Raw genomic sequence first — 14,031 nt, forward strand, 5'->3', positions numbered from 1 at the left:
TTCAGCAAATTACACAATTCTCGCCAATGGCACACAAAATGTTAACGGGAATTCTATAGTTACAGGTTTCAATAAAACTGGGGCTGGCGGAACTGTTACGCTTTTTACAAATAACGGAAGCTCGCCCGCAACAGTTACTGAACAGAACAATAATAACAATTTCTCGAATATTACTGTCACCGGAGCTACAACAATCGCCGGTTGGGCGAGCACCGATGGCGGTTCGCCGGTCAAAACAGTTACCGGTAACACTTTTTCAAACTGGGTGGGAGGAACAGGTGCAGTCACAGCATTGACAGTTAGTTTTTCCGGATCGGCGACAGTTTCAGGCAATACGGTGAGCAACATTTCGGGCGCGGGAGCAATTACGGCTATCAACACAAGTTCGGGAATTCAGACATTTACACAAAATACGGTTAACAATTTGACCGGTTCGGGAACAGGTGGTGTCGTCGGAATGTCTTCAACCGGCGGTACAACACAAACATTTTCAAGAAACAAAGTTTATGGCATCTCGAACACGAACGCGGGCGGTTCGGCAAACGGTATTTTCATTCAAGCCGGCACGACCACAAATCTTCAAAACAACATTGTCGGCGATATCACCGCGCCGAATCTGAACGCGACTAATTCGCTGAACGGTATCAATATTTTTGGCGGCACGACCGTTACGGCGGATTTCAATACAGTTCATCTGAACGCTTCGAGTGTCGGCACAAATTTCGGATCGAGCGCGCTTAACGCTTCGTCAACGCCGAATGTTACGCTGCGTAACAATGTTCTCGTGAATACCTCGACCGCCGCCGGAACAGGTTTGACCGTTGCCTATCGTCGAAGTTCGGCGACGCTGACGACTTATAACGCAGCTTCAAACAACAACGGTTTTTACGCGGGAACACCGAGCGCGACCAATCTGATTTTCAACGACGCTACAAATTCCGATCAGACAATCGCGGCGTACAAAGCCCGTGTTGCGTCGCGTGATTCGGCATCATTCAGCGAAAATCCGCCGTTCTTAAGCACGGTCGGCACAAACGCGAATTTCCTGCACATCAACCCGGCAACGCCGACCCAACTCGAAAGCGGCGGCATTCCGGTTGCGGGGATCACGGACGACTTTGACGGTAACACGCGCAATGTTTCAACGCCGGATGTCGGCGCGGATGAAGGCGCATTCACATTGCTTGATCTGGTTGCTCCTTCAATTTCTTATACGGCATTGTTGAATACTTCAAGCACCTCAAACAGAGTTTTGACGACAACGATTACCGATGCGAGCGGCGTAGCGGGTGGCGCACTTGCGCCGCGTATCTATTTCCGTAAAAATGCCGAAGCGTATTTTTCGACCCAATGCAGCGGTAGCAGTCCGACCTACACTTGTACGATTGATTACTCGCTCGTCGGTGGCGGAACGGTCATGAGCGGCGATGTAATTCAATACTTTGTCGTCGCGCAGGACGTAGCGGGCAATGTCGGCGCAAATCCAAGTGGCGGCTTTACGGCAACTAATGTCAACAGCGTCACGACTCCGCCGACTACGCCGAGTCAATACACGATTGTTGCCGCGATCAGCGGTTCGTTCAATGTCGGCACGGGTGAAACATATACTTCGTTGACCAACGCAGGCGGCATTTTTGAATATATTAACAACAATGAAGTTACCGGAAATATCACCATCAATATTACGAGTGATTTGACAGGTGAACTGGGAACGAATGCGCTGAACCAATTTACTTCGCCGCATACGATTCTCATCAGACCGAGCGTTGCTGCACGAAGCATCACGGGAGCGGCGGCTTCAACAGCGTTGATTCGGATCAACGGCGCAAGCGGCGTGACGATCGACGGTTCAACCTCCGGCGGCACTGATCGGAGTCTGACGATCACCAATACGAGTGTGACCTCTCCGTCGGTGGTAAGGTTCGGTTCGATCGGAACGACGCCGATCACCAACGACACGTTGAAAAACTGTATCATCATCAACGGCGTCAATACGTCGTCGGCAGTGACCGTTTTGGATACGGCCGGATCGTTGGCAGGTTATTTCACCAATTTGACGATTCAGAACAACGATATCCGCACAGCGTTTGTCGGTATCTTTGCCAACGCGATAGTTCAGGCGGGCAACGGTTCGGGCTATTTGGTGACGGGCAACAAGCTCGATAATTCGGGGGCGACCGCGATCAGAAACGTCGGTGTCTATGTTCAGGGTGCGGACGGTGCGACTGTTAGCAACAATTCCGTCGGTAACTTCAACACGGCCGATGGTGAAAACGATACAGGTATCTGGTTTGCAACGGGCACAGTAAATTCAACAATTAGCGGAAATACGGTGACAACTCTCGGTTATACAGGGACAAGTACTTTCACAACCTATGGCATTCGTGATAACGGCGGTGCAACGGTTTCGGGCAACAGTATTAGCCAAAACACCGTTTCGGGCATTTCGTCAAACGGTACCCCGACCAGTGGACCAACGGTCATTGGTATTGAGAATTCAAGCGGCGGAACGACGATTCAAAGGAATAATGTTCAGGGCATTGTCGCAAGCAACACAGGTACTTACGGAGCAACCGGCATCAATATTAGTGCCGGTAACAACGCGGTGGTGAAAAACAACTTTGTCAGCAATGTCAGCGGCGATATGACCGGCGGCGCAGCTTTCTCGACGACATTCGGAATCTTTGGACTGAGGGTCGGTGCGGGAACGGGACACCAGATCTACAACAACTCGGTCAATCTGTATGGTGCTCGCTCCGGAACAGCGACGACAAGTTTGCTGACTGCCGCGATTGGTGTTGTCAGTACAGCATCGACCGGTATGGATATTCGCAATAACATCTTTGCGAACAACATCACCGGAGGAACAACGTCGATCGCGAACGTTTCTGCATACTTGCCGTCAGGCGGTACGTCGGCGATGAACCTGACGTGGAACAACAACTCTTACTATTTTGGTACCGATGTGGCGAGAGCCGGCGCGGGACAAGCGGGAACGACCGCCGGAACGAACTTCTATACGACATTGTCAGCGCTCGCGGCATACACGAGCACTTTGTCACCGGCGGCGACCAACGACAACGCGTCCTTGTCTTCGACAGGTGCGGTTCCGTTCACATCGGCGAACGATCTGCATGTTTCCACGGGCGCAGCCGAAATCGATACCGGGGCAACCATTGCTTCCGTAACGAACGACTTCGACGGCCAATCTCGTCCGTTCGGTGCGGCATATGACATCGGCGCGGATGAAATTACTCCGATCGTTACCTACACCGTGGCGTATGACGCCAATGGCGGTACGGGATCGCAAACGGATCCGAACAGTCCGTATGCGTCGGGGTCGACCGTGACGGTGCTCGGGACGGGAACGATCGCTCGGACCGGCTACACGTTCGCGAACTGGAATACGGCTGCGAACGGTTCGGGCACGAGCTATGCTCCGTCGGCGACGTTCAGCATTGCGGCCAACACGACGCTCTATGCCCAATGGACGATCAACTCGTACACGGTGACGTTCAACGGCAACGGCAGCGACGGCGGCGCGACGGCTTTGCAGACCAACAACTACAACACGGTCGCGGCATTGACCTCGAACGGCTTTACACGGACGGGCTACACGTTCGCCGGCTGGAACACGCTGGCGGGCGGCGGCGGCACGGCGTATGCCGACGGCGCGAACTACACGTTCACCGCAGACATTACGCTCTACGCGCAGTGGACGATCAATACCTATACGCTGAACTATGCGGCGGGGGCGAATGGTTCGCTCACGGGCAATACGTCACAGAATGTGAATTATGGTGGAAGCGGCACGGCTGTTACGGCAGTGCCCGACAGCGGTTATCAGTTCGTTAACTGGAGTGACAGCTCGACAGCAAATCCAAGAACGGATACGAATGTCACCGGAAACATCTCGGTTACGGCGAACTTTACCGCGGATGTCTGCTACGCGCCGCCGATTGGTATGACCAGTTGGTTCAAGGGCGAGAACAACGGCGACGACGTCTTCGGCCATAACGCGGTCGCGGTCAACGGTGCTGGCTACGGAGCGGGCAAGGTCGGACAGGCGTTCAGCCTGAACGGATCGAATCAGTACTACGAGAGTACGCCCGACAGTCCGGACTTTGACTTCGGAACGGGCAATTTATCGATCGACGCGTGGATCAGCCCTGTCAACACGGCGGGAATTCAGCGTATCGTCTCAGCGGGTATCGAGACCGGTTCGCCCACCATGTGGACGTTTGGCTACGGCGACGGCTGGGGCGGCGGAACAAAGCTCAACTTCGCATTCTGGAATGGTTCCGGATACGTTGATTATTTCTCCAATGCGATTACCCTTAACCCGAACCAGTGGTATCACGTTGCCGTCGTCCGCTCGGGCTCGACGATCACCTTCTACCTCAATGGCACGGTCGTAGGTTCGAGCAGCCCGCCGCTCGCGACGATCAACGGCGGAACCACGGGCCTCGTGATCGGTGCCCGTAGAAATACTACTTTCCCGGTCTACGAGTTTGCCAACGGTAAGCTGGATGAGATCGAGATATTCCACAGTGCGCTTTCGGCCGGTGACATCCTCGGCATATACAATGCTTCGACGGCCGGCAAGTGTCCGCTGCCGACCTATACGCTGACGGTCAATGCAAACCCGGTTGCGGGTGGCGCGACCACGCCGTCCGGAGCAACGACGGTTTCGCGCGATGTGCCGAAGGCGATCAGCGCGACTGCGAATCCGGGATACGCCTTTGTCAACTGGACAAGCTCGGATGCCGGAGTGACGTTTGCCGACGCAAACGCCGCGAACACCGACGTTGAACTCACCAGCGGCAGTGCAACGATACAGGCGAACTTTGCGCCGACGGGTACTGTCCAGTTCAGTTCGGGTACCTATTCGGTGACCGAGGGAACGGCAACGGTGACGTTGACGGCGACGCGCACCGGCGGGTCGTCCGGCGCGGTGACGGCAAACTACAGCCTCGGCGGCGGAACGGCGACCGGGACTGCGGCTTGCGGGACTCCGGGACAGGATTACGTCAATACGGGCGGTTCGGTCTCTTGGGCCAACGGCGACGCCGCGGACAAGACGTTCAACGTCACGATCTGCAACGACGCGGTTTATGAGCTCTCGCAGACGTTCGGCGCGACTCTCTCGATCGCTTCGGGCGGCGCGACGCTTGGCACGCCGAATCCCGCGACCGTGACGATCAACAACGACGATTCGGCGCCGACGATCGCGATCGCGGACGTCTCGCAGAACGAAGGCGATTCGGGAACGACGAATTTCGGGTTCGGAATCGCCGTCACCGGCGCTTCGGAGGTATCGGCAGGTTTCTCGGTCGCAACCGCGGACGGCACGGCGACGGCGCCCACTGACTATTCGTCGCTGGGCACGACGGCGATCTCCGCCCCGGCGGACGTCAACCGTACGACGACTACGTATCCGGGACTGGTCGTTTCGGTCAACGGCGACACGATGTTCGAATCGAACGAAACGTTCTTTATGAACAGTTCGGGTTGCACTGATTGCACGATCTCGGACAATCAGGCAATCGCGACGATCACGAATGACGACGGTCAGCCGACGGTTCAGTTCTCGGCTCCGACCTATAACAATAACGACGATCTGAGTGGCGGAAACGCTCAAGGCGATCAATTGGCGCCGCAAGTCGCGACCATTACGGTGAATCGGACCGGCGCGGCGGGTGATGCTTTCTCGGTCAATTACGCGACCGTCCCGGGCGGCTCGGCAACGGCCGGCGCAAGCTGTACGACCGGTGTTGATTATATTTCAACTTCGGGAACGCTCAGTTTCGCGGCGGGCGATACGAGCAAGACGTTCGATGTCACGGTTTGTACCGACTCGCTCTTCGAAGGCAATGAAACGGTCAATCTGGCCGTTACGAGTCCGACGGCACCGGTCATTCTCGGCGCGCAGAACACGGCGGTTTTGAACATCATCGATAACGAAACCGTCCCGACGCTGCAGTTCAATTCGGCGACCTATAACGGCAACGAAGGCACGTCGGCGACGATCACCGTGACGCGCACGGGCGGCACCGCAAACGCCGTTTCGGTGAATTACGCAACCGTTTCGGGAGGTTCGGCAACGGCCGGAACCTGCGGCAGCGGCGGCGATTATGTTTCGACTTCGGGCACGTTCAACTTTGCCTCTGGCGAAACGAGCAAGACGTTCAACGTCTCGCTTTGCTCGGATGCGGTTGACGACATCGCGGAAACCGTCAATCTGCAGCTTTCCGCAGCCGGTGGCGGCGCGGTTCTCGGAATGCAATCAACGGCCGTTTTGACGATCAACAACGTTGACGGCATCGCTCCCGTGATCGCGCCGTACGTGCCGCTTTCGGCGACGACGAACACCAGCCCGCGAGTGTTTACGGTTTCGGTAACGGACAACGTCGGAGTCGTTGCAGTGACGACGTACTACTCGGTCAACGGCGGCGCGCCGGGAACGATCACCTGCGTTCCGGCGGGCGGAAACGACTGGACGTGCGGCACTCCGGGAGCGTCCATCGGCGATTCGGTCGCATACTACGTCGCGGCGTTCGACGCGATTGGCAACGCGAGCAATTCGCCGTTTTCAACGGTGCCGTTCCTTTACACGGTCGGCGCGGCGGCGATTCCGGCGGGGACGTATACCGGGCTTGAAGTTGTCGGCGGTTCGACCCTCGGCGGCAACGTCTCGGTGGGCGGCGCGGTCAATCTCGGAGGCCCGAACGGCGGTACGCTCGACACGGGCGCGTTCACGTTGACGATCGGTTGCGACGGCAACATTGCCGGCGCGGGCGGTTCGAACTACGTCATCGGAACTGTCGAGAAGCAATACTGCACGACGGGTGCGTTCACCTATCCGGTAGGAACGACGGCAAACGGCCCGTTGCCGCTCGGCGCACCGGCCGAGTACACGCCGTTCACGGCGAACGTCACGGCGCTCGGAACGGTTCCGTCATCGCTGACCGTTGCGGTCGTCGACGGCGCGCCTTTGGCGAACGCGGATCCGCTGCAGTCGGTCTCGCGTTACTGGGACGTGACGGAAACCGGCGACCTGACGGCGGACATCACGTACCAGTGGCTCCTGGCGGACGTCACCGGAACGGAAAGCCTGTTCAAGGTGATGAAGCGCACCGGCGCGACGACTGTCGAGGTCGGCGGCGGAACGGTTGATTCGATGACCCACACGGCGTCGCTCACCGGTGTCACCGTGTTCTCCTCGTGGAGCGCGGGCTTGCTCGCGCCGACGGCGGCGAACGCATTGATCGAAGGCCGCGTGATTTCAGCCGACGGACAGGGAATCCGCAACGCGACGGTGATGATCACCGGCGGCGGTCTGAGCGAACCGCGGTACGTCCAGACGGGCAGCTTCGGAGCTTTCCGGTTCGACGAACTGCCGGTCGGCGAGACATATATCGTCTCGGTCGTCTCAAGACGGTATGTCTTCGCCAATCCGACGCGTGCCATCACGCTTGAAGACAACGTGACCGACTTCAATTTCGAAGCGGTTCCGAGATAAATGGGATCGGAGCGATTTGATCCAAACGGCTGCCCGGAGCGATCCGGGCAGCCTTTTTTTTTGACTGGAGCGCAAGCGGGACTGGAGCGCAAGCGGGACTGGAGCGCAAGCGGGACTGGAGCGCAAGCGGGACTGGAGCGCAAGCGTCCCCGCTTGCAACGGCGGATACGCCGTGAAGCCGCGGCGTAACAGAACGTAATCTATCCCCGGCGCCGTTCGCGCTCCGCGCTCAATGCAAGCGGGGACGCTTGCGCTCCAGTGCGGGGACGCTTGTCTGCGCTTGGAATAAAAGCAAATCGAATGTAGTATTTTCCGTAATCACCGGCGACACGTTTTCTGTGTGCCAGCTTCAAATCCAAATTCAAGTCTCAAGAGCGCCGCAGCGGTCTCGATGCGCCGCCAATCAGAATGCTTGGGCGGAGAAACGTACAGACAATGAAAGAACCAATTTCCACGAACCGAAACTCGTTGCGGCTGGTGTTGATCGCAATTGTATTGACCGTGACAGGCGGCCTCGCGGCCGGTATCGTTTTCATCGGCCGGCCGGGAACAGAAACGGAAAATTCTGCCGGCACGATGACTGCCCCGATTGAACGGCCCGCGATCCCTGAGTCTCCAAACACGGAAAAAGAGGTCGCGGGCGTCTCGGACCCGGATCCCGCGCGGACGAGCGGGTCGACCGTCGCCCCGAAAAAGGTTCGAGAACGCGAACCCCGCGAACACGTGACTGAGAAAGACGGATTACAAGACTTGTTCGGCGGCGGAACCGTCGCAGAACGCCTTAAGATACCGATCACGGAAGTTTCCGAGGTCCAACAACCATTTCCGCTCGGCGACGATTCCGTCGATCGCTTGTCCGACAGGCGCTTGGAGTCGACGGCCGACCGCGAGGAAAACGGATCGACGGAAAAGCGCAACGGCCCGATGGAAGCGGTTAAACGCAACATCGCGATGATGAGGGATCCGGCGCTGGGGTATGTCCCGAGTGACAGATTGCTTGCCGCCAAGGAATACAAAGATCAGTTGATGCGCGGCAACATTGCGCCGATCAGCGGTGTCAGCTGGAAGGAGCAAGGCCCTCACAATCTCGGCGGACGCACCCGCGCGCTGATGGTCGACCCGAATGACGTAACGGGCAACACCGTATTTGCGGGCAGCGTCAGCGGCGGTTTATGGAAGACGACGAACATCAACTCCGCCACGCCCAATTGGAATCCTGTCAACGATCTTGCCGATAACCTTGCCGTAACATCCATTGCATATGACCCATCTAATACGTTGGTTATGTATTTTACGACCGGAGAAGGTTATTTCAATCTGGATGCCGTTCAGGGACTTGGGGTTTGGAAAAGCACCGATGGCGGTGCAACCTGGTCTCAATTAGCCGCGACCAATAACTCGAACTTCAGATTTTGCCAGAAAGTCGTTGTCAACAGCACCGGTGTTGTTCTTGTTGCAACATCCACAGGTTTGCGCCGTTCGACCGATGGAGGCACAACCTTCACAAAGGTCTTGGGCACGGGGCTCTTGATCACCGGGGCCACGAGCAATTTCTCATATGACGTTGAAATTGCCGCCAACGGAGACGTCTATAGTTCGCTCGACGGGTCAATTCACAAATCAACAACCGCGGGTGCGACATTTTCCGCCGCCCAAACTCTTCCGATCACGGCTTCAAGGATCGAACTTGCTTGCGCGCCCAACGATGCCAATTATGTCTACGCGCTTGTTGAGTTAGGGACTACCGTCAACGGAATCTTAAGAACTACCAACGGAGGAACAACCTGGACCTCAAGAACCGAACCGGCGGATGCCGATCCCGGCGTTCCGGCGGCGGATTTTTCAAATGGTCAGGGTTGGTATGATCTTGCGATTGCGGTTGACCCGAATAACAGAGACATTCTCTTTGTCGGCGGAATTGATTTGTTTAAGAGTTCGGATGGTGCCGGCACCTGGACTCAGATCGCTCACTGGTATGGCGGGTTTGGTTTCCAGTATGTTCACGCCGACCAGCACAATATCGTTTTCCAAAACGGCAGTTCGACGGTCGCGTATTTCGTGAACGACGGCGGGGTCTATCGGACGACGAATGCGAATGCTGCAACACCGACGATCGAAGACCGAAACCGGAATTACCGGACCGCACAGTTCTATTCTGCCGCGGTGCGTCCCACGGCCCAAACGCCCTACTATCTTGCCGGCGCCCAGGATAACGGCACGCATCAGTTTGTCAACAGCGGACTGCAGCCGACCACGGAAGTGACCGGCGGTGACGGGGCTTTTTGCCATATTGACCAGGATCAGCCGCAATTTCAATTCACACAATATATCTTCAATGATTTCTTTCGTTCGACCGATGGCGGCGCCAGCTGGACGAATGTCACCGCATCCGGCGGGCAGTTTATCAATCCCTCGGACTACGACGATGTCAACAACAAGATGTACGCCGCCAAGAACGCCGGTCAGTATCTTCGCTGGGACGATCCTCAGACGGGAGCGACATTTACGACCGTTAGCATTGCCGCATTCGGCGCCGGCGGCGTGTCGGCGGTCAAGGTTTCGCCGAATACCGCCAATCGGGTTTTCTTTGGAACCGATGGCGGAAGGGTCGTCCGGGTAGATAGCGCGAATGGAGCAGGCGTCGGAACAAATATCAGCACGGGCCTTCCCGTCGCATATGTTTCGAGCGTCGAAGTCGAGACGGGCAATGACAATCACCTCTTGGCGACATTCAGCAACTATGGTGTCAACAGCGTTTGGGAAAGCACGAACGGCGGGACAAGTTGGACATCGGTTGAAGGCAATTTGCCCGATATGCCGATTCGCTGGGCGCTGTTCAATCCAAACAACAGCGATCAGGCGATAATTGCCACCGAATTGGGCGTCTGGAGCACCGACAATCTCAACGGCGGCTCAACCGTTTGGGGGGCAAGCAATTCGGGACTCGCCAACGTCCGGGTGGATATGCTCCAGACCCGCCAGAGCGACAAGTACGTGATCGCGGCAACGCACGGGCGTGGACTGTTTGCGTCCGATATTTTTACCGACCCGACCGCGATCTTCAATTCCGACCTGCAAGTCAGCTACATTGGCAAATCCATCCAATTTACGAGTGATAGTTACAAAGCTACCTCGTGGTCGTGGGATTTCGGCGACGGTTCTTCGCTTTCAACTTCCGAGAACCCGACGCATACCTATCTGACAGCTGGTAAGTTCAATGTTACGCTGACCATCAACAGCGGCGCGGCGGCCTTGACAAAGACTCAGTACATTCACATCTTGCCCAACCGCGGAACGCCGTATGTCGTGGCAACCGATGGCGGCACCTTTGAAGTCAACCCGAATGATTTCGGTTCGCAGTCGACCAAAGGCGGCGTCAACAAATGGGAACGAGGCGTGCCGGGCAATTTTCTGGTAACGGTCAATTCACCGGTCAACGTCTGGAAAACCGACCTCGATGCGGATCTGACATCGGGCGATTATATCAGCGTTCTTCAGACCCCGAGCTACAATTTTACGTCCTCGGCAAGTGCGTACACGTTGCGGTTCAGAAGAAGTATGGAGATCGCTTTCTGCAACGGCCCGTTCGCCGTCCAGTTGCAGTACTCGACCGACAAAGGCCAAACCTGGACGAGGCTCGGAGTCAATGCCGATCCGGCGGCGACGAACTGGTATAACCGCGGTCCCGCGACCGGATGTCCCGTCGACGCCAGCATCTTTCCCGATCGCTATGGTTGGACGGTCACATCCAACAACACTCTGGCGACATACAACATTACGACCGGCGCACCAGCTCTGGTCGGTCAGCCGGACGTGACGTTCCGGTTCGTTTTGTCTGTCGCACCGGGGTTTAGCGCGAGCGGTTATGCCGTTGACGGATTTATGATCGACGACTTCGAGATTCTCGGACCGGCCAATCCGCCGATCGGCGCCGCACCGACCGCGGCGAACGCTTCGATCGAAGGCCGCGTGCGTTCGGCCGACGGACAGGGAATCCGCAACGCGACGGTGATGATCACCGGTGGCGGTCTGAGCGAACCTCGGTACGTGCAGACGGGCAGCTTCGGCGCGTTCCGGTTCGACGAACTGCCGGTCGGCGAGACATACATCGTCTCGGTCGTCTCAAGACGGTATGTCTTCGCCAATCCGACGCGCGTCATTACGCTTGACGACAACGTGACCGACTTCAATTTCGAAGCGGTTCCGAGATAAAGCGGGACTGGAGGGCAAGCGGGACTGGAGCGCAAGCGTCGACTGGAGCGCAAGCTTCCCAGATTGCCTGAGCGCGGAGCGCGAAAAAGCCGCGGTTGTCACTCAAGCCGGCCGCGCAAGTGCAGTCCGATCAACCCGGGACATTCCAAAAGCGGAGTGTCCCGGTCTTTTTTGCGGCCGCCGCCGCCGCACTCCGGCGCTCATTGCAAGCGGGGACGCTTGCGCGCCAGTGCGGGGACGCTTGCGCTCCAGTCGCTCCAGTCGGCTTGCGGAATCTGGTATAATTTCGGGCGATGTCTATTTACGATCGATTCGAACCGATAAACCTCGATGAAATAAGAACTTACGAACTCGCATCGCGGCCGAGCAAGGTAACCGTCAAGGATTTTGCAGAACCGCTCGGCGACGGCGATTCGCTGCGCGGGTTTCTCGGTGGCCTGCCCGACATTCTTGCCGTGCGATCGCTGCGCGAGGTCGCGTCCCGCGTCAGGCGCGCGGTGGAACTCGGAAAGCCCGTGATCTGGGGTATCGGCGGGCACGTTGTCAAGACCGGACTTGCGCCGGTGATCATCGATCTGATGAAACGAGGTTATGTTTCGGCGATCGCCGGAAACGGTTCCGTGCTCGTTCACGACACCGAGATCGCGGTCGCCGGATTCACGTCGGAAGACGTCGATGCGAGCCTCGGCGAAGGTGATTTCGGTGCGGCGCGGGAAACCGGCGAGATCCTGAACGCGGCGGCGAAAATGGCGGTCGAGGACGGCATCGGACTCGGCGAGGCGCTCGGCCGGGAGCTGTCGGCGCGCCAACCTGCGAATCGCGAGGCGTCGCTGCTTTGCGCGGCTTACGAAAACAAGGTTCCGTTCACCGCGCACCTGACGATCGGCGCCGACATCGGCCATTTCCATCCGAACGCCGACGGTGCCTCGCTCGGCGGATCGTCGCACACGGATTTCCGGCTATTTTGTTCGATCGTCCGCGAGTTGGACGGCGGCGGGGTTTACTTGAACATCGGTTCGGCGGTGACTTTGCCGGAGATATTCCTGAAAGCGGTGACCGTTGTCCGCAATCTCGGGAACGAACTCAACGACATCACTACCGCAAATTTCGATTTCATACAGCATTACCGCCCGCTGACGAACGTCGTTCGCCGTCCGACCGCGAACGGCGCCGGCAAAGGATTTTCGATCACCGGCCATCACGAGATAATGATCCCGCTATTCGCCGCCATTCTCCTCAACGACGTCGTTTGAAGGCACTCCGAATCGTGCCATCTTGAAACCACGAAGCGCGCGAAGAGGCACGAAGAAGAGGAGTTTTTTCGCTTTTAGCCATTCGAGGCTGAAATTCAATCCGTTTCGTCAACGGAAACTCCGCCGGATCCCGCCCAGGCATTCCGGTCCTCCGACCCGGAAACATTGATGTGTGCGTTTGGGTATCTTGAACCCAGATTACGCATAAAAAGCAATTTCCCGCGAAATACGCGAAAAACAACATAAGAAATGCCATTTTTCGGGTTTTTGGCGGGTTTCGCCGGAAAGAAATTTTCTATTACGTAATTTGGATTGAAACCACGAAGCGCGCGAAGAGGCACGAAGAAGAGGAGTTTTTTCGCTTTTAGCCATTCGAGGCTGAAATTCGATCCGTTGCGCCATCGGACGCTCCGCCGGATCCCGCCAAGGCATTACGGTTCCAAGACCCGGAAATATCGATACCCGCGTTTGGGTATCTTGAAACCACGAAGCGATCGAAGATACACGAAGAACAGGACTTCTTTCGTTTTCAGCCATTCGAGGCTGAGATTCGATCCGTTGCGCCATCGGACGCTCCGCCGGATCCCGCCAAGGCATTCCGGTCTCGCGACACGGAAACATCGATCTATGCGTGTTTGTATCTTGAAACCACGAAGCGCTCGAAGATACACGAAGAACAGGACTTCTTTCGTTTTCAGCCATTCGAGGCTGAAATTCAATCCGGTGCGCCATCGGACGCTCCGCCGGATCGCGAAGCAGTTTGTTTCGTCAGCACTAAACACGCGAAATGCTCAAACGGTTTCGCAAAAACACTCTGACCGGTTCGATCGCGTGTTCCGATAACCCGATTGCTTCGCTCGTCCCGGACTCGATCACAGCGGCATTTGATGCCTTTGCCTTCAGTTTCTGCGTCGCCGCACGCGCAATCCTCCGACAGAAATGGGTGAATTCTCCCGCTTACGGCTATGCCGTCGAGAAAGCAAAACCGCCTAAAACCTGTCAGCGCACAATTTAGCGATCAACCCGCAGAGGCACAAGACTTGC

At 56.9% G+C, this 14,031-nt stretch carries 5 protein-coding genes; 3 read left to right on the plus strand and 2 right to left on the minus strand.

Annotation, left to right across the window (positions count from 1 at the left end):
* Positions 1–9: 9 nt before the first annotated feature.
* Positions 10–348, minus strand: a complete 339-nt coding sequence (locus IPN69_11215) for a hypothetical protein (protein MBK8811284.1) — start codon at positions 346–348, stop codon at positions 10–12.
* On the opposite strand from IPN69_11215, the gene IPN69_11220 reads away from it, so the two are divergent.
* The 3 genes from IPN69_11220 (at position 338) to IPN69_11230 (ending at position 12,987) form a co-directional block, all read left to right on the plus strand.
* Positions 338–7,522: an InlB B-repeat-containing protein gene (locus IPN69_11220; GenBank protein ID MBK8811285.1), complete on the plus strand. Its 7,185-nt coding sequence runs from the start codon at positions 338–340 to the stop codon at positions 7,520–7,522. The two genes, IPN69_11215 and IPN69_11220, sit on opposite strands and share 11 nt — an antisense overlap.
* A 435-nt stretch (positions 7,523–7,957) precedes the next feature.
* On the plus strand, positions 7,958–11,734 hold the full coding sequence (locus IPN69_11225) for a PKD domain-containing protein (GenBank protein ID MBK8811286.1): 3,777 nt from the start codon (positions 7,958–7,960) through the stop codon (positions 11,732–11,734).
* Between the two features lie 293 nt (positions 11,735–12,027).
* Entirely contained in the window at positions 12,028–12,987 is a 960-nt protein-coding gene (locus IPN69_11230) for a hypothetical protein (protein ID MBK8811287.1), read from the plus strand.
* A 198-nt stretch (positions 12,988–13,185) separates the two neighbouring features.
* Here IPN69_11230 and IPN69_11235 read toward each other — a convergent pair whose 3' ends face one another.
* Positions 13,186–13,689, minus strand: a complete 504-nt coding sequence (locus IPN69_11235) for a hypothetical protein (protein ID MBK8811288.1) — start codon at positions 13,687–13,689, stop codon at positions 13,186–13,188.
* Positions 13,690–14,031 lie beyond the last annotated feature (342 nt).

Source organism: Acidobacteriota bacterium, assembly GCA_016715115.1.
Classification (GTDB): domain Bacteria; phylum Acidobacteriota; class Blastocatellia; order Pyrinomonadales; family Pyrinomonadaceae; genus JAFDVJ01.